We start from the raw sequence: 18,516 nt of genomic DNA on the forward strand, positions 1-18,516 counted from the left end.
GTTGAAATGTGCATGAGTTCACGCCATTGCCACACTGCACGCCCGAGATTCTGAGATCCCGTTTCCTCCTTAGTCATTTATTTGCGTTGTATTTGCTGAGTGTATGTAATGAATGTCCTGCATAGATATTTATAACTTAACCCTTAATATAATCCGAAAATATATCATGGTTAATGGGGATTCATCCTGTATCTGGTAGGGTGAGTATGATGTTCATAATTTTTTGACAATTATAAGAAGGTCGGAATTCGTAATGGTCTTATAAGGAGATGTATATGTTAAAGATAGTCTCATTATTTTTCCTGGTGATGATGCAACTCTGTTTGTCAGTGTCTCATTCTGCCCAAAAAGAAGAGGTCAGTGAAGGTCAGCGGCATAAGCTGCCGATGCAGAGGTTTATGGTCTATGTTGAAAAGCCCGGCGACTACAGTCTCGATATTTTAGTGAAGCGTAAATACCCTTATGGGAAAGATTTAAATGCTGAAGACACTTTATCACACGACGAAGAAGAGAAAAATATTCGAGATTTTATAAAAAAACTTTCAGGTGTGATTGTTGTTTATGATTTATCGGCCAAGAAAAAAATATTAGAGTACAACCTTCCATTTTCAATTGAAAATACCAATGGCTTTTGCTGTAGTCAATTTTATTGGGGGGGCGAAGAATTATGGGAAGGTTTGACTTTATCAGGTGGGAAGGTAAAGAGTGTTGGTAATTACATGATATATTCTGAACTTTATACTGCAGATAAGCGTTACGATGAATATGTTTTAACATTCATTGCTGCGCATGGCTTTAAATAATAATCTGGGGCGAGTAGTGAATGATTCGTTTAGAAAGGATAGTTAAAGAGCCTCCGAAGATAAAGACCAGGGGCTTATCTATAATGCCACCATTGAACTGTCGCAAAAGAATTTAATCATTGATGGGCGAGAAATGGCGTTCGAGTCTGGAATGCAGGTAACAGCTTTTCAAGCGGCCAGCCGGAAATCGCCTGGCCGCTTAACTATTTTACTGTACGGGCTGCCAGGCTTTATCCGTCCTGAAAGCTTCCAGAGTTTGGGCTTTCTGCTGTGACTCAATTCCCAGGTCGGTCTGATAAACGGTGTCATTACCGTCAATCATAAAGCTCATGATCCCGGTCTCTCCGTATCTAACCGGCCAGGCAATCAGAGCGAATCCCTGTTTGTCGCTATCCGGAATAATGCGGAAACGATAGCCATGATAACCTGCGTCAGGCTCTGTCGGGCTGTAGGCCGGGCCCAATGGGCTTGGTTCTTCACCCGGCTGTGTTGGCCAGTACAGGCCGTCTTTCTGGCCTTCAGAACTTAACAACTTTTGTGCATAAGTCTGGAAGCGCTGATAGTAATCCTGCTGTGCGTCAACATAGGCATGCATCGCCTGAATAGCTGACAGCTCGTTGCGGCCGATTTCACGGGTCTGAATTTCATCCGCGGCTTGAGCCATATCGAAATGCCAGCCTTCTGCGGTTTTTATCATCGGGATAGGCAATTGCCACTCTTCACGCCCGACGTTCAGGAATGCGGTATCGGCCTCAGTCACAATTTTATGGCCCACTTTCCAGTCGCGCAGGAAACGCGCCACCGCCTGTGGATCAGCCCCTTCCGGTGGTAAATATTGCTGCCAGTTATCGCCGAGCAGATCGTTGAGGGCGGTTTCATTTTGCGTAGTAATCGCGTCGACCAGGGCCGTTGAGGCCTTTTCCGGCGTAGTAAAATGCTGTTGGGCCAGGGCGGGCAGGGCAAACAGCGCCAGCCAGCCGGTCATCATCAGTTTTTTCATAGCTGCTCCTTAGCGGTGACGCAGTTCGCGGTGTTGAGAGACATTACGCTGGACTGCCGCGCGCTGATTGCTGTCGAGATGCGCGGAATTGCGGCTTTGCGTTCCCCGCTGGCGCTGAGCTTCCCACGACGGCGAACGGCTATCGTTGCCACTCAGGGCGTTGGAACGGAAGTTTTGCGCCTGCTGCTGGCGTTGTTGATGCTGCTGCGGCGTCACTGAGGCCCGATGCTGCTGTACCTGAGATTTCGCCGCTTCACGGTGCTGCTGTTGCTGCGCAGTGGGATTTTGAGCCCGTGATTTCACTTCCTGACGGTGCTGCTGTTGTTGCGCCGTCGGATGCTGCACTCTGTTTTTCGCCGCCGCCCGGTTCTCTGGCGTGTCATAGCCACGGTAGTTACTCCGCTGGGTTATTTTGTTGAGCTGCTGCGATGCGGCCTGACGCTGGACGTCACGATTACCCGCTTTGGCTGCCACACCGCCCGCTGTCAGACCTGCCGCCGCGCCGTTGTGGGTGCGCTGCTGAAACTGATCCAGCGCTGCCTGGCGCTGATCGGTCCGGTTGGCTGGCGCATGCTGGGTGGCACTCAGACCGCCGGAAACGTTGGTCTGATGGAATCGCTGTGCCACGTTGTTGTTCGGGTACGGCACGTTGTTTCGGAACGTCGGGTTGTGCTGCCAGTTCAGGTTTTTACCGTCTAAATGCTGATTACTGAAATGGTTATAGTTGTTGACGTCGATATCGATGTTGTTATTTCCGCCGCCGTGATAGCCCCCGTGTCCCCAGTCATCGTCATGATGATGGTAGTCATCATCCCAGTCGATGCTGCTGAACAGCGCCCAGGTAGTGGCCACGCCCAGGCTGTATCCGAGGCCATTCATATAGCTGTTGGTGAATTGCTGGCCCGGCGTCGGCGGTAAATAGACTGGCGGATAAGAGGTATTCGGCCAGGTGCCGTACACCGTGTTCGGGTTATAGGTTGGAACATACACCACGTTCGGATCGGTGGACTCTATCTTGATAATTTGTGTCGTCGGAGCCGGTTCAACCACCGTGGTCGTGCTGGTTTTGGTCGTGGTGGCGGACGCCGGTGGCGGCGCGATGCTGGTGGTGGTCACTTTCTGCTGCGGCGACGATTTCAGCGTCCCGGTTTGCTGAGCCACTGCGCGCAGTTTTTGCACCGAGTCCATCACGTCCTGCGGTTGGGCCAGAAACGCGTTGCCTAAGTCCTGCACCCACTGCGGGTTTTCACCCATCAGCGACAGCAGCGCCGGGAAGGCAACCAGCGATTTCACGCTTGGATCCCACGGTTGGTTGGCGACCGCCTGCACGGCGGGATCGCCCTGCATGGTCGGGTTATCCTGCGACCACTGTACCGCTTGCAGAACGTTGCTCGGGTAGGTTGAGGCCATCAGCACCTGCGACAATAAATTGTCCGGATAGAGCGCGACAGGTGCCACCCACTGATCGATTTGCGCGGCGGTATACGTCGTAGCGACCGGTTGAGCAGCGACAGGTGCAGGTGCAGGTATTGTTGGGGTCGCTGGTGTAGCGGCAACGGGTTGGACGACAGGGGCAGGCGCGGGAGGCGTTTCGGCGGCCCGGCTTTTAACATACAAAGTACCCGAGGCGGCTAACAGCCCGGCGCTACAAATCAGCGCAAGGATATGGGGCTTGAAAGGCAACGTCATTTTGATCTCCTGGCGCAAAAATTTTGGCCTGTGTCAGAGAGTATTGCCGAAAATGGCAACCATGCCGCGAGTATAGGGAGACTTATTTTTTGTTTTTGACTTATGTGGTGATTTCACACATTGGTACGATTCCGTAGGAAAGATTACCCCGTCAAAAAGCCTTTCAGACTGCATTATGCTGGCCTTAACGATTCAGCAAAATTTTAATGTTGCTTTTTTGTAAACGGATTAACACCCCCCCTAAATCCTGCTATGCTGCCCGACGCGGTATCGGGCAAAGTACCCTACTAACTGCTGTCTCACAGGAGCGTGAAGAGAACGCCGGCCGCATGCACATTGTGATCATGTGCATTACGATAATGAGAGCGAGGAGATACCGTCGTGCTAGAAGAATACCGTAAGCACGTAGCTGAGCGTGCCGCCGAGGGGATTGTTGCAAAACCTTTAGATGCAACCCAAATGGCCGCACTCGTCGAGCTGCTGAAAGCACCGCCCGCGGGCGAAGAAGAATTCCTGTTAGACCTGCTGATTAACCGAGTACCGCCAGGCGTTGATGAAGCCGCCTATGTGAAAGCCGGTTTCCTTGCCGCTGTCGCCAAAGGCGAAGCAACCTCTCCACTGGTGTCCCCTGAAAAAGCTATCGAACTGCTGGGCACCATGCAGGGCGGCTACAATATTCATCCGCTGATTGACGCGCTGGACAGCGCAACTCTGGCTCCGATTGCAGCCAAAGCCCTGTCCCACACCCTGCTGATGTTCGATAACTTCTACGACGTGGAAGAGAAAGCGAAAGCGGGCAACCGCTACGCCAAACAGGTGATGCAATCCTGGGCAGATGCTGAATGGTTTACCAGCCGTCCGCAACTGGCGGAAAAAATCACCGTCACCGTGTTCAAAGTTACCGGTGAAACTAACACCGATGATCTGTCACCGGCCCCGGATGCCTGGTCTCGTCCGGATATCCCCCTGCACGCCCTGGCGATGCTTAAAAACGCCCGTGAAGGCATTGAGCCGGATCAGCCGGGCGCGGTTGGCCCAATCAAACAAATTGAAGAATTAAATAAGAAAGGCTTCCCGCTGGCCTACGTCGGCGACGTCGTCGGGACCGGTTCTTCGCGTAAATCCGCCACCAACTCCGTTCTGTGGTTTATGGGCGACGACATTCCGCACGTGCCGAACAAGCGCGGCGGTGGTCTGGTTCTCGGTGGTAAAATCGCCCCTATCTTCTTCAATACCATGGAAGATGCGGGCGCGCTGCCAATTGAAGTGGACGTGAATAACCTGAACATGGGCGACGTTATCGACGTTTATCCGTTCAAGGGCGAAGTGCGTAACCACGAAACCAACGAACTGCTGGCGAGCTTTGAGCTGAAAACCGACGTGCTGATCGACGAAGTGCGCGCCGGGGGCCGTATTCCGCTGATCATTGGCCGCGGTCTGACCACCAAAGCGCGCGAAGCGATGGGCCTGCCGCACAGCGACGTGTTCCGTCACGCGAAAGATGTGGCAGAAAGCACCCGCGGTTACTCTCTGGCGCAGAAAATGGTTGGTCGTGCTTGCGGCGTAGCCGGTGTGCGTCCAGGCGCTTACTGCGAACCGAAAATGACCTCCGTCGGCTCTCAAGATACCACCGGTCCAATGACCCGTGATGAGCTGAAAGACCTGGCGTGCCTGGGCTTCTCGGCAGATTTGGTGATGCAGTCCTTCTGCCACACCGCGGCTTATCCGAAGCCGGTTGACGTGAGTACGCATCACACCCTGCCAGACTTCATCATGAACCGTGGCGGCGTGTCCCTGCGTCCGGGCGACGGTGTTATCCACTCGTGGCTGAACCGTATGCTGCTGCCGGATACCGTGGGCACCGGCGGTGACTCCCACACCCGTTTCCCGATCGGCATCTCCTTCCCGGCGGGATCTGGCCTGGTGGCATTTGCCGCCGCGACCGGCGTAATGCCGCTCGACATGCCGGAATCCGTGCTGGTGCGCTTCAAAGGTAAAATGCAGCCGGGTATCACCCTGCGTGACCTCGTACATGCCATTCCGCTGTACGCTATCAAGCAAGGTCTGCTGACCGTAGAGAAGAAAGGCAAGAAGAACATCTTCTCTGGCCGGATTCTTGAAATCGAAGGCCTGCCGGATCTGAAAGTCGAGCAGGCGTTCGAACTGACCGATGCGTCGGCAGAACGTTCTGCGGCGGGCTGTACCATCAAACTGAATCAGGCACCGATCGAAGAGTATCTCAACTCTAACATCGTCCTGCTGAAGTGGATGATTGCAGAAGGCTACGGCGACCGTCGTACCCTGGAGCGTCGTATTCAGGGGATGGAAAAATGGCTGGCGGACCCACAGCTGCTCGAAGCCGATGCTGACGCCGAATACGCGGCGGTGATCGACATCGATCTGGCCGACATCAAAGAGCCAATCCTGTGTGCACCGAACGATCCGGATGATGCGCGTCTGCTGTCCGACGTTCAGGGCGATAAGATTGACGAGGTGTTTATCGGTTCGTGCATGACCAACATCGGTCACTTCCGCGCGGCGGGTAAGCTGCTGGATACCCATAAAGGCCAGTTACCAACCCGTCTGTGGGTAGCCCCGCCGACCCGTATGGATGCCGCACAGCTGACGGAAGAGGGCTACTACAGCGTCTTCGGTAAGAGCGGCGCACGTATTGAGATCCCGGGTTGCTCCCTGTGCATGGGTAACCAGGCGCGTGTGGCGGACGGATCAACGGTGGTCTCCACCTCGACCCGTAACTTCCCGAACCGTCTGGGTACGGGCGCTAACGTGTACCTGGCATCTGCTGAACTGGCGGCCGTTGCGGCGCTAATCGGCAAACTGCCAACGCCGGATGAGTATCAGACCTTCATGGCGCAGGTCGATAAGACTGCGGTGGATACCTACCGTTATCTGAACTTCGATAAGCTCTCTCAGTACACCGAGAAAGCCGACGGCGTGATTTTCCAGACCGCAGTATAAAAGCTAACCCTCTCCCGCCCGGGAGAGGGTTTTATTTCCATTCTTCACCTCCACCACGCTTTTTTTCTCCTCCCTAACTGCGATAATTACCTCAGGTGCAATGCAGCGGTGACGCGTTGCCGTATACGAGGAATACACTATGGATTACGAATTTCTGCGCGACATTACCGGAGGCGTAAAAGTGCGGATGTCGATGGGCCATGAGGCCGTCGGACACTGGTTCAATGAAGAGGTGAAAGATAACCTCGCGCTGCTGGACGAGGTTGAACAGGCGGCTCAGACGGTAAAAGGCACTGAGCGATCCTGGCAACGAACGGGCCATGAGTACACGGTCTGGATGGACGGTGAAGAAGTGATGGTGCGTGCCAATCAGCTGGAAATTTCCGGCGATGAAATGGAAGAAGGGATGAGCTACTACGACGAGGAAAGCCTGTCGATGTGTGGCGTAGAAGACTTTCTGCAGGTGGTGGCGGCTTACCGCGAATTCATCAATCAGAAGTAAAGTGCATGACCGGGCGGAGCGTCCCTGCTCCGTGATGGCTTAAACGGCAGGCATATTGCGGCCGGAGTAGATTTCGCGCATCTCTTTCCAGAGCAGGTCGGTAATGGCCTTCCGCTCTTCTTCACTCAAGTCTTCCGGTTGGGTGTGGAACATATAGTGTTTCAGGTCGAATTCCTTCAGCAACATCTTGGTATGGAAGATGTTCTCCTGATAGACGTTCACATCCAGCATGTCATACAGCGCCTTCATGTCATCAGACATAAAGTTCTGAATGGAGTTAATTTCGTGATCGATAAAGTGCTTCATGCCGTTCACGTCGCGGGTAAACCCCCGCACGCGATAATCGATGGTCACGATATCTGACTCCAGCTGGTGGATCAGGTAATTCAGCGCATTCAGCGGGGAAATCACCCCGCAGGTCGAGACTTCGATATCTGCGCGGAAGGTACACAGACCGCCTTCTGGATGGCTTTCCGGATAGGTATGCACGCAGATATGGCTTTTATCGAGATGGGCGACCACGGCTTCCGGCAGCGGGCCCGGGTGTTCAGTGGTGTCGATAAGTTTCGGGTCAACCGGCTCTTCGCTCACCAGAATGGTGACGCTGGCTCCCTGGGGCTCGTAATCCTGACGCGCGATATTAAGAATATTGGCACCGATAATCGAGCAGGTCTCTGACAGGATTTCGGTCAGACGGTTGGCGTTATAGAGTTCATCGATATAGGCGATATAACCATCGCGCTCTTCTGCCGTTTTTACGTAGCAGATATCGTAAATACAAAAACTCAGGCTTTTGGTCAGGTTATTAAAGCCATGCAGTTTAAGCTTTTTCAATTGGGCTCACCTCCTCGGTCGCAGACAGGGCGTTCTGCAGATATTGCGGTAAGGCAAAGGCCGCGGTATGGATAGCCGGATTATAGTAGCGGCAGGTCAAACTGGCCTGATGGAAACGGGCCAGGATAATCTCAGTTGAGAGATGGCGCAACGCTTCGTTGTCCGTCGCCCAGGCGAAGGTCATGATGCCGCCATAATAGGTTGGAACAGCCGCCTGATAGAAGCTCACATCGCCAAAGTAGTGGCTAAGCTTGCGGTGACTGTCGAGCGCTTCGTCCTGTTGCAGGAAGCACACGCCGTTCTGCGCCACGAAGATCCCACCCGGATTCAGGCAGCGTTTGCAGCCTTCATAGAACGCAGAGGTAAACAGACTTTCGCCCGGCCCGATTGGGTCAGTGCAGTCTGAGATAATCACGTCAAACGTTTGCGTCGTCTGGTTAACAAAATTGACGCCGTCGTCAATCACCAGCGTAAAGCGCGGATCGTCGTAGCTCCCGGCATTATGATTTGGCAAATACTGACGGCAGAAGGAGACCACGCCCGCATCGATTTCCACCATGGTAATGGTCTCGATGTTTTTGTAGCGGCTCACTTCGCGCAGCATCGCGCCGTCGCCGCCGCCGATAATCAGCACGTGTTTGGCGTGACCGTGGGCCAGCAGGGGAACGTGAGTCATCATCTCGTGATAGATAAACTCATCGCGTTCGGTGGTTTGCACCACGCCGTCCAGCGCCATCACGCGCCCGAATGCGGCGTTCTCGAAGATAATCAGATCCTGATGATCGGTTTTCTCGTGATACAGCACCTTCTCAACGGCAAAGTATTGACCAAATTGGTCGTGCAGCGTTTCATGCCACAGAGTGTTGTCAGCCATGGGGGAATACCTCCTTCATGACCGCCGATGCACGGTCATTATTTCAGCAGAGAGGGGTTACTTGACGTAGGCAAGCAGGCTTAGCGAATCGCGAGCCAGCGCTTTGCACTTTTTGGAAGTCGGGATGCGGATGCCGCTCAAATCGCGATAGCTGTCTTCGCCGAGCGCCTTCATGTTAAAGGTGTCGTAGTTGCTGAGATCCCATTGATTTTGCTGGGCAAAAAAGACCAAAGCACGACGAATTTGCTGGTTCGGCAGATTCTGGTAGCCACAGTCGTTTTTCAGGAACACAAATACCGCCGTCAGATCGGCCATATCTTCGGCCTCGGACTCGCTTAATGCGTAGCTGTTAGAGGAGATAGCAAGCAGCGTTCCGAGTACCACAGTTCTAAAAAACGTCTTCATTTTAGTTACCAATGCATCCACGAAATTCAACGTTAGCACACTTCTAAAAGGTGCGCAGGGCTTATTTAGAGGGATTATGCTTGACCTTCCGGTAAGGGAAAGGTTTAAGCTCAATAATTCGCCTGCAGACGCAAAGGGAGTGAAGATGCAACGTCGTGAATTTATCAAATTAGCCACCGCTGTTGGGGTTGCCAGCGCATTACCGTTATGGAGTCGGAGCGTGCTAGCGGCCGAACGGCCAGCACTACCGATCCCCAATTTACTCACCGCTGATTCCCGTGGCCGTATTGCGTTGACGGTGCAAAGCGGTAAGAGCCAGTTTGGCCCGCACACTGCCACCACATGGGGTTACAACGGTAATCTGCTGGGTCCCGCGCTGCAGCTGCAGCAGGGCAAAGTGGTCACGGTGGATATCCACAACCAGCTCGCCGAAGAGACCACGGTTCACTGGCACGGGCTGGAAATCCCCGGCGACGTCGATGGGGGGCCACAGGGTATTATCAAGCCCGGGGCTACCCGCTCCGTGACCTTTACCCCAACCCAGCAGGCCGCCACCTGCTGGTTCCATCCACACCAGCACGGTAAAACCGGGCATCAGGTGGCGATGGGGCTGGCGGGGCTGGTGCTTATCGAAGACCCGCAGATTCATGCGCTGCTGCTGCCTAAGCAGTGGGGGATCGACGATGTGCCGGTCATCATTCAGGACAAGCGCTTCAGCGCCGATGGGCAGATTGATTATCAGCTGGATATCATGAGCGCAGCGGTTGGTTGGTTTGGCGACACGCTCCTGACCAACGGCGCGATTTATCCGCAGCATACTCCGCCGCGAGGCTGGCTGCGTCTGCGTCTGCTCAACGGCTGTAACGCCCGTTCGCTCAATCTGGCGACCAGCGATAACCGCCCGTTGTATGTGATTGCCAGCGACGGCGGCATGTTGGCCGAGCCAGTGAAACTGTCTGAACTGCCGATGCTGATGGGCGAGCGCTTTGAGGTGCTGGTGGAAACCCGCGATGGCAAACCGTTTGACCTGCTGATGCTGCCGGTGAACCAGATGGGCATGGCGGTTGCGCCGTTCGATAAAGCCCATCCGGTGATGCGCATTCAGCCGGTGCAAATTCCGGCCTCTGCCACGCTGCCGGATACGCTTGCCACGCTGCCCGCGCTGCCGTCTCTGGAAGGCCTGACGCAGCGTAAATTCCAGCTGTCGATGGATCCGATGCTCGACATGATGGGGATGCAGGCGCTGATGAAGAAATACGGCAAACAGGCGATGGGCGGCATGGACCATGGGCAGATGATGGGCCACGGCACTATGCAGATGGGCGGACACATGGATGGAATGAAGCATGGCAACATGGGGCACATGAATCATGGTGCTCAGGGCTTCGATTTCCACAATGCCAACCGGATCAACGGCCAGGCATTCGACATGAACACGCCGATGTTCGCCGCCAGCCGCGGTCAGTTCGAGCGCTGGACGATTTCAGGTGAGGGCGACATGATGCTCCACCCATTCCACATTCACGGTACCCAGTTCCGCATTCTGTCGGAAAATGGCAAACCGCCAGCGGCCCATCGTGCAGGCTGGAAGGATACGGTACGCGTGGAAGGAGCGGTCAGTGAAGTGCTGGTGAAGTTTGATCATCAAGCGTCGAAGGACCATGCCTATATGGCGCATTGCCATCTGTTAGAGCATGAGGATACAGGGATGATGCTTGGATTTACGGTGTAAATAATGCCCGGCGGCGCAAACTTGCCAGGCCTACAAGACTCGCTCCGTAGGCCGGTAAGCGCATCGCCACCGGGCAGGAATATAACGGCAACCCTCGGGTTGCCGTTTTGCTTTTACTTCGCGTCGTCCGGTAACGCGTAGGCCACAATGTAGTCGCCCATCTTCGTACCAAACGAACCGTGACCCCCTGCGGAGATGACAACGTACTGCTTGCCATTCACTTCATAGGTCATCGGTGTCGCCTGACCACCGGCTGGCAGACGGCCTTCCCACAGCTTATCGCCGTTGGTCATGTTGTAGGCACGCAGATAGTTATCCGCAGTGGCCGCAACAAACAGCACGTTACCGGCAGTGGAAATCGGGCCACCCAGCATTGGCATCCCCAGATTGAATGGCAGTTTAAACGGCATTGGGAAGCCCAGGCTGTCCTGCGGCGTACCGATACGTTTTTTCCATGCGATCTGGTTAGTTTTCAGATCCAGTGCGGAGATATAACCCCAGCCTGGCTGTTTGCACGGCAGGCCAAACGGCGACAGGAACGGGTTCAGCGTCACGCCATACGGCACGCCGTACTGTGGCTGAATGCCGGTTTCGGTACCGGAACCTTTGGCGTCAGTCGGTTGTTCCATCGGATTACCCGGACCGCGCGGCATCAGACGGGAAACGAACGGCAGAGCGATCGGGTTAGCGATAGCCACCTGACGGTTCGGGTCAACGGAAATTCCACCCCATTCGAACATCCCCAGGTTACCCGGGAACACCAGCGTGCCCTGCTCAGACGGTGGCGTGAAGATGCCCTCGTAACGCAGCTGATGGAACATCACGCGGCACACCAGCTGGTCGAACATGGTCGCACCCCACATGTCCGCGCCGCTCATGTCTTTCTTCGGACGGAAGGAGAGGTCAGAGAACGGCTGAGTTGGGCTCAGACGGTCGCCTTTTGCAGGACCCTGTGGAACCGGTTTTTCTGGAGCAGGAACAACCAGCTGACCGTTACGACGATCGAGCACGAAGATGTTCCCGGTTTTGGCCGGGGCGTACACCACCGGCACGGTTTTGCCGTCTACGGTGATATCTGCCAGCGTCGGCTGTGATGGATGGTCCATATCCCAGAGATCGTGGTGAACGGTCTGGTAACTCCAGGCCAGCTTACCGGTGGTCGCATTCAACGCCACGATAGAGTTGGCATAGCGTTCCTGTTCCGGTGTGCGGTTGCCGCCCCAGATATCCGGAGTGGAGACGCCCATCGGCAGATACACCAGGTCCAGCTTCGCGTCATAGGCCGCAGGTGCCCATGAGTTCGGCGAGTTCAGGCTAAACTTGTGCTCATCGTTCGGGATAGCGTTCGGATCTTTCGCACCCGGATCGAAGGCCCACAGCAGTTTCCCAGTGTTCACGTCGAAACCACGGATCACGCCAGACGCTTCACGGGTCGAGAAGTTATCGGTCACGGACCCGGCGATGACGATGGTGGTATCGGTCACGATCGGCGGCGACGTCGGCTCGTACATGCCCGGCGTGGTGACCGGCTGGTTAGTCTGCAGATTCAGCACGCCTTTGTTGCCAAAGCTTTCGCACAGCTTGCCGTTATCGGCATTCAGCGCGAACAGACGTCCGTCGTTTACCGGCAGCAGGATACGGCGCGGGCAGTCTGCAACGACATTCGCCGGGGCGCTATCCGCTTTTGCTTCGTGATAAGACACGCCGCGGCAGGTTACGTGCTGGAAGAAGGTGTTGGTATTGAGCTGCGGGTCGAAGTGCCATTTCTCTTTCCCGGTGGCCGCATCCAGAGCAAACAGACGCTGGTGCGCGGAACAGAGATACAGCATGTCGCCGACTTTAATTGGCGTCACTTCGTTAGTGATTTCACCCGGATCGTTCGGCTGCTTCAGATCGCCAGTCCGGAAGACCCAGGCTTCTTTCAGCTGATGAACGTTGTCGGCGTTGATTTGCTTCAGTGGAGACCAGCGCTGGCCTTCCTGATTACGACCATATGCAGGCCAGTCCTGATCGGCAACCTGAGAAATCGGGGTCGCAGGCGTGACGTCGGTGCTCAGCGTGCCGTTGATTTCCTGCGGATCGTGGAAGCCCGCCCAGGTCAGAATGCCCCCGGAAATCAGCAACACCACCACCAGGGCGGCAACAGCCCCGCTGGATGGCACAATCAGGCGACGCCAGACAAATGGCAGGATAAGCCAGATGCCGAAGAACACCAGAATGTCGCTGCGCGGCGTCAGTGCCCAGAAATCGAAGCCGACTTCCCAGACGCCCCAAATCATGGTCACCAGCAGCACCAGCGCATACAGCCACAGGGCGGAACGCTTACCGCGCCACAGCATGGCGGTGACGGCCAGCATCACGAGTCCGACGATAGGGTAGTACCATGACCCGCCTAAGGAGACGAGCCAGACCCCACCGATTAAGAGATACAGCCCGCAAAAGGCTGCAAACAGCGCCGTCAGCTTCACCAGAAGCCCGGTCTGTTGTGGTTTTGTTTCTGCCATAGAAAGCACACCTGTATGTTGTTAATTTTTTAGTAGCAATTAATTATAGGATTTAACAAGTGTGATCGGAATCACAAATTGAGCTTTCTTATCTCATACACCCCATAAATGCTTTTGCTGGTATACTGCATGGCTTGCCGATCAACGGCGTAGGCACTGGTCCGCGTGGTTGAGAGATTTACCCTGAAATCATATGGTTAGTGTTATGAAACATACTGTTGAAGCATGAAACACCTTGATTACATGCTTTCTCATATTTTCATGCTTTTCTTATTTTAACTTATTTTATCAATAAGATATGTTTAGGCTTGTTTCAGTGCTTATTCATGATTTTTCGCTGTAACAAAGTCCAAACTCCCGGTTATCATTCGCCGCCTGTTATCCACGTCCAGCGACCCGGACACTGCCCACCAGCTTTTAACTGATAACTGAACAGCGCGACTCTGTGGAAGCACTCGCCATTAAGCGCGGCACAGACCCGGTGAGTGACCTGTGCGCCGCGCTATATTTCATGGGAGAGCCGAAAGGCATGATGATGGGCGGCGGCACGTGGGCAGGCCAGCCAGAGCCAAAGGTCTACCTCTATCACTGCTATCTGGCCTTTATGGACTATCACAACCTCGGTAAGCCGCTGTCAGTGGAAAAGTTTTCCCGCACAGTCAGACAGGCCGCAAAGGAATACCGGGCGGTTTATTTGACCCGAAAAATCAACGGCAGGACGCAGACTAACGTCAACCTGAACGAACAGGCAGACGAATTTCTGCCCCACGCATGGGGCGGTGATGTGCCGGACGCTGACCCCCCTGCCTAAGTTTTACCCCCGGCTTACGTCTACACCGCTACCAGAAGCCCCACAACACCAGACAGGACAGGGCTTACAGACAGGTAGAGGTAACTATAACTCCCTCTACCTTACGTCTACCACCACAGTGGATTATTATTAAAGGGAAAAGTGACAATTTTAGTCGTTAGTAGAGCAGTAGCCCTGCGCAACGCCAAAAAGATTTACAGGGAGGATAATAATCCCTGCACCTCTAGCCCACCAGGACGGTCCGCATCGTCAAATTTTTACACCCGCGAAATTAATAAATAACTCAGAATGACCCGTATAACCGAAGAAGCCCACCAGCAGGTTTAGCTGGTGGGAATAGGGCGAAGATCATTTCATCGAAAGCAGTTTTTCATAATCTGGATAGATATGTTGAATTTGTTCATTGCTGCCATCAGGATAAATAGCTGTCAGATTTCCGGGGCTATCTGGTGGATTCAAAGTTACAATTTTGCTGAGATGAATGATTGGTTCAATCTCGATATTTTGAGTGTCTTTAATTTGAAAACGTCTTCGCCATTTTTCAAATTCAGTATTCCCACCGAAAAATTTTAAACTAGCTGTGCTATCAATGTGATTCGCGACCATAGGGAAAAAATCTGCTTTTAAACTCAGATCCCCACTAACTTCTTTAGCTCTCCCTGTACCATAACCATCGCTTAGACCATAGCGACCAAAGTCAAATATATAATTGGTCGCAATAACCTCTTTTCCCTTCGCCAGTGAGTTATTCATAGATAGCTGGAAACTAATCCGAAGCGAACTAAGATACCACTGACACGAGCCACCGCCCTCAATAGCTACTCGCTGTTGCCAGATATTACTGCTTCCCTGCTGGCTAAATTGTTGCTCAAAGTCGTTATAACCGGGGATATCATGCGGCTCATTGCTTGAGTTGTAACGAACGGTTTTACACTTTTCAGAGCGATACAATAGCTCCGCTGGCAGCAACGTCACACCATCAGGCACCCTGAAGCTTACATTTACCCATTTAGCATCTTTGGGGGGATTAAGTGTGCGGTCAGTTCGATCTCCACATCCGTAGAGCAATACGAGCACTGGCAGGATGACAGCAATTTTTGTTTTATCTGGAAAATTCAACGTCTTCCTCCGTGGCTGCTGCAAAGCGAATAAGTGAGTTTTTCCCCGTTTCTTCGCTCTGCGTCCGTTGCAGGGCTATCGGCAACATGTCCTGAAGAGCCAGAAACTCACGATTTCGTTTAACCTCATCTTCATTCGCATTTTGTGAAGCGCCTTTGTCCACTTCTTCTTTAAATCGCTCCCGCATTTCCTTTCGACTCATGGGAAGTTCAGGGTCTGCCAGTTCCAGAACCTGATTGTGGATGTAAGGCAGATAACGATGTGCCATCGAATGGCTCAGGGGATTGGAAACAAGGCCATCCAGCGCAGGATTCGTATTTTTCGGAAAGACCTTCTCAAGGCTAGCCGGGTTCAGACACTGGATAAATGCAGCCTGGTGTTCCCCGGTTGATTTCAGGCATTCATCATTCAGGGCAGGCACCAGAAAAAGCTTCACATGAGCATAATGCGGGGTGTACATCTGACCATCGACCAGGCTTTTTTGACCAGGGCCAGTTAGCTTCATAGAACCTTGTTGTGCCTGGAAGAAAATAACGGTGTTACCGTGATGCCAGTATGGATCTTTCTTCAGCTCAATTCCCAGTTGTAGTTCCATATCTTTCTGCCAGAGTGACACGGGTAAACCAGCAACGGACACCGCCAGCCAGTTGAAACCAAGCCTTGAACCCAGCGGTCCAAGCTTCTGATAAAACAAATTATCCACATCAATATCTATAGGCACCTGCGGCACCGTATCATTGTCATTAACGTGGCGGTAGTGAGTAATGCTGTCCAGATATGGCATTGCCGCCCGTGTGAAAGTACGGGGCATTCCATAGGTGTACAACACGGGTTGATTAGCTTTCATCTCGGCTGCATAGAGCAATGCCAGAGAACCGCCCAGACTGTGGCCGCAAATAAATAGTTCTTTCCTTTTATCCAATGCAATTTTTACCGCATCCAATTCGTCTCCGAATTTTCTTTTTGCCAGTTCATAAGCCTCAAGGAAACCACCGTGAACATTTCCCGCACCAGCAAGTTCTGGCAGGCAGCTTTTAGGACCAAAAGAAGCATCAGTCAGGGCATTTAAAAGGCTGTCGGTTCCACACCATGCGACCAAAACATAACCACCACACTCTACCGTAAACAGGCGAGTGTCCCCTTCGGGGTTATCACCCTGCCCGGTGTTCAGGTATACGGGAGGCAGATAGCGATCACTGAAGGGTACATCCACCGCCAGTGTATGAAAATAAGACGGGAACTCTGAAAATCGAGGGATACAAGATAAATCCTGGCATTGTTGGCGGAAGAAATAATCAATCGTGCTATTTTCAGCTTCGGCGGAATAAACCAGGTCAGCCATGATACCAAGATTATAACCATTCATAAGGTCATAATCATGGGTATTGTGCAGACCCATCACCCACGCCCGGAACGGGCAAATTTCGATAACGTGGCGCTTTCCGAGTGCCTCCCGCGCTATCTCAGTGCCCTTTAACGACTTTCCCGGCTGAAAATGAAACTTTGGTGGCTCACTATCCGTCCAGCCTTTAATATCCGGCAGGCGATCGCAAAGTTCACCAATCGTCACATAGTGGTGAATATGCCCGGCAGTTTCTGCTTTTTCCTGCACATCAGATCGCCATGCAGGATCGCGGGTTTCTGGTTTAAATATATTGTTGCTTATTGGCTGAGTGTTTGGGTTACGGCGGACACCCAGCGGACGTAGCTCCATCTCATCGGCCAGTTGCTGACCATCAACCTTCACATCAACCGTGATCCAGTAAAGGTCATCAAAGCGGACCAGTCCCTGAGCGTCGGTGACACCTGCTGGCGGATTAGGTGGTGGAGTGGGGTTGTAGTGGTAGCCGCGACTTTGCGCTATCGCCACTTCCTTAGCTGAGGCCAGCGGGGGGTACTCCAGCCGCACATTCAGCCCGGAAACAGGCTTGTTATTCTCATCTACAAACTGGAATTCCAGCCAGTACTTGTGCTGCTCTCCACGGCAGAAAACGACTTTCACTTTTGGCATTATGCTTGTGACAGTCGTGTTGTCACCGATGATTTCCATCCCCACGCCATTATCCTTAATTTTAAAATGGTTAAGCAGCGTACATCATACATCGCTCAGGACTTAATCAAAATTACCGTGCAGGAATAATATGTTACGGAAAATGGCGTAGTCTTAATTCATATCGTCTTCACAAAAATGCTCAACGTAGCTGGATGGCTGTAAAGAAGGTTAACCCAATGCTAATGACCAAAGCCGCCTATGCCCGGCACAAAGGCGTAAGCCGTCAGACTGTATACGAATGGATAGCCAGAGAGGAGCTTGTGCTGGTGGGCGGTAAAATTGACGCAGGCGCAACAGATCAGAAAGCGACCAGGCAGTTTGTCATTCCTGATGCGTGGGCAGATGAAGACAAGAAAGTGAATATTTCCCCCGGAGCCACGATGTTTTCACGCGATGATGATTATTAACAGGAAGGCTATCAGCCTCTTGCCGTGAATGCAGAGCAGGCCGCCTCAACGTATGACGAATTACAGGCCCGCAGACTGGATGCGTCTGACGCGCTGGGAATTGAGATAAGAACGCTGGATATCGAGGGAGACGAAGAACACATCACAGGGATTGCGCTGTATGACCCTGAGCTGGAATGATTTTGTGTATAAAACGAAACAGATACCTGACACTTTCCGCACTAACCCATTGTTAAATAATGATAAGCCACTGGTGTGCAAAAATGCACCCTTCTTCGCACTTTACACACTGCCCTGTAAGCCGCGCCACGTCTGGCCTGAGCGTCGAATCTGTAAGCCGAAAATGCCGAAAGCGGCTAAAATTCGCATATGATTTCGTATCGGTTTTTTGCGGAGTGTCAACCATGAGCCTGTGGGTGAAACCTGTTACCCGGCATTACACACATGAGTACCCGGCACTGGAGGGGGAAAGGCTTGCTGTTCTGATGACACTGCACCCGGCGCTGTGGGGCGCTGTACTGGACGCTGAGCGCGATAGCCTGCCGCCTGTGTCTGAATCTGCACTATGCCTGTCAGAGCGAAACACCAAAAGTCCGCCAGTTGCGCCGAATGCGCAAGGAACGTTACGCCGTATGGGGTGAACACGAACCCGATATCAATAACCTTTTTATCGCCCCGCACCTGTTCCCCAAACCTGACGGGATGCACTGGCGCACCTTTGAGGAAAGATGCTGGCGGATGATGGAGCGTGAAAGCCGCTACTTTGCCGCCCTGCGCTACAGACTTGACCTCGGGAGGCTATAG

Annotated in this window: 16 protein-coding genes; 8 read left to right on the forward strand and 8 right to left on the reverse strand. The window is 53.1% G+C overall.

The genetic code is table 11. The features are described from left to right. Positions 1-275 precede the first annotated feature (275 nt). Positions 276-803 (forward strand): hypothetical protein, encoded by a 528-nt coding sequence (locus SIK69_RS01630; protein WP_319785246.1) that lies wholly within the window; start codon positions 276-278, stop codon positions 801-803. 208 nt (positions 804-1,011) lie between these two features. Here the strand turns inward: SIK69_RS01630 and SIK69_RS01635 are convergent, their stop codons facing one another. Together SIK69_RS01635 and SIK69_RS01640 are read right to left on the reverse strand one after the other, a co-directional pair. After that, positions 1,012-1,803 carry a DUF2950 family protein gene (locus SIK69_RS01635; protein ID WP_319785247.1) on the reverse strand — a complete coding sequence of 264 codons (792 nt, stop codon included), beginning with the start codon at positions 1,801-1,803 and terminating at the stop codon, positions 1,012-1,014. A gap of 9 nt (positions 1,804-1,812) precedes the next feature. After that, positions 1,813-3,492 (reverse strand): DUF3300 domain-containing protein, encoded by a 1,680-nt coding sequence (locus SIK69_RS01640; protein ID WP_319628151.1) that lies wholly within the window; start codon positions 3,490-3,492, stop codon positions 1,813-1,815. Between the two features lie 381 nt (positions 3,493-3,873). Here SIK69_RS01640 and acnB point away from each other — a divergent pair, with 381 nt between their 5' ends. Next, positions 3,874-6,471: a bifunctional aconitate hydratase 2/2-methylisocitrate dehydratase gene (gene acnB / locus SIK69_RS01645; RefSeq protein WP_319785248.1), complete on the forward strand. Its 2,598-nt coding sequence runs from the start codon at positions 3,874-3,876 to the stop codon at positions 6,469-6,471. Between the two features lie 139 nt (positions 6,472-6,610). After that, positions 6,611-6,973 (forward strand): protein YacL, encoded by a 363-nt coding sequence (gene yacL, locus SIK69_RS01650; protein WP_319628149.1) that lies wholly within the window; start codon positions 6,611-6,613, stop codon positions 6,971-6,973. Positions 6,974-7,012: 39 nt separating this feature from the next. Here yacL and speD read toward each other — a convergent pair whose 3' ends face one another. Genes speD through SIK69_RS01665 form a run of 3 tightly spaced genes read right to left on the reverse strand, consistent with a single transcriptional unit; the run spans position 7,013 to position 9,086 of the window. Continuing rightward, complete coding sequence (gene speD / locus SIK69_RS01655; protein WP_319628148.1) at positions 7,013-7,807, reverse strand: adenosylmethionine decarboxylase; 795 nt, start codon at positions 7,805-7,807, stop codon at positions 7,013-7,015. Further along, positions 7,794-8,681 carry a polyamine aminopropyltransferase gene (gene speE / locus SIK69_RS01660; RefSeq protein ID WP_319785249.1) on the reverse strand — a complete coding sequence of 296 codons (888 nt, stop codon included), beginning with the start codon at positions 8,679-8,681 and terminating at the stop codon, positions 7,794-7,796. Before speE ends, speD begins: the two co-directional genes overlap by 14 nt. Positions 8,682-8,738: 57 nt before the next feature. Continuing rightward, positions 8,739-9,086, reverse strand: a complete 348-nt coding sequence (locus SIK69_RS01665) for a YacC family pilotin-like protein (RefSeq protein ID WP_319628146.1) — start codon at positions 9,084-9,086, stop codon at positions 8,739-8,741. A 145-nt stretch (positions 9,087-9,231) separates the two neighbouring features. On the opposite strand from SIK69_RS01665, the gene cueO reads away from it, so the two are divergent. Then, positions 9,232-10,818, forward strand: a complete 1,587-nt coding sequence (gene cueO / locus SIK69_RS01670) for a multicopper oxidase CueO (RefSeq protein WP_319785250.1) — start codon at positions 9,232-9,234, stop codon at positions 10,816-10,818. A 113-nt stretch (positions 10,819-10,931) separates the two neighbouring features. On the opposite strand, the gene SIK69_RS01675 is transcribed toward cueO, so the two are convergent. Next, entirely contained in the window at positions 10,932-13,322 is a 2,391-nt protein-coding gene (locus SIK69_RS01675; RefSeq protein ID WP_319628144.1) for a glucose/quinate/shikimate family membrane-bound PQQ-dependent dehydrogenase, read from the reverse strand. Between the two features lie 445 nt (positions 13,323-13,767). Here SIK69_RS01675 and SIK69_RS01680 point away from each other — a divergent pair, with 445 nt between their 5' ends. After that, positions 13,768-14,133 carry a primase-like DNA-binding domain-containing protein gene (locus SIK69_RS01680; RefSeq protein ID WP_319785251.1) on the forward strand — a complete coding sequence of 122 codons (366 nt, stop codon included), beginning with the start codon at positions 13,768-13,770 and terminating at the stop codon, positions 14,131-14,133. Positions 14,134-14,481: 348 nt separating this feature from the next. Here SIK69_RS01680 and SIK69_RS01685 read toward each other — a convergent pair whose 3' ends face one another. Next, a complete protein-coding gene (locus tag SIK69_RS01685) occupies positions 14,482-15,252 on the reverse strand; it encodes a hypothetical protein (RefSeq protein ID WP_319785252.1) in 771 nt (256 codons plus the stop codon). After that, positions 15,236-17,302, reverse strand: coding sequence for a Tle2 family T6SS lipase effector (locus SIK69_RS01690; protein ID WP_319785253.1), 2,067 nt, complete (start codon positions 17,300-17,302; stop codon positions 15,236-15,238). The genes SIK69_RS01685 and SIK69_RS01690 overlap by 17 nt, the downstream gene beginning before the upstream one ends. Positions 17,303-17,481: 179 nt before the next feature. Between SIK69_RS01690 and SIK69_RS01695 the strand changes: the two genes are divergently transcribed. The 3 genes from SIK69_RS01695 (at position 17,482) to SIK69_RS01705 (ending at position 18,516) form a co-directional block, all read left to right on the forward strand. Next, entirely contained in the window at positions 17,482-17,712 is a 231-nt protein-coding gene (locus SIK69_RS01695; protein ID WP_319785254.1) for a hypothetical protein, read from the forward strand. Positions 17,713-17,736: 24 nt separating this feature from the next. Then, a complete protein-coding gene (locus SIK69_RS01700) occupies positions 17,737-17,892 on the forward strand; it encodes a hypothetical protein (protein WP_319785255.1) in 156 nt (51 codons plus the stop codon). A gap of 429 nt (positions 17,893-18,321) precedes the next feature. Then, the gene (locus SIK69_RS01705) at positions 18,322-18,516 is read left to right on the forward strand and encodes a hypothetical protein (RefSeq protein ID WP_319785256.1); all 195 of its coding nucleotides are present in this window, start codon (positions 18,322-18,324) and stop codon (positions 18,514-18,516) included.

The sequence above is a fragment of the Scandinavium lactucae genome (assembly GCF_033843265.1).
Taxonomy (GTDB): Bacteria; Pseudomonadota; Gammaproteobacteria; order Enterobacterales; family Enterobacteriaceae; genus Scandinavium; species Scandinavium lactucae.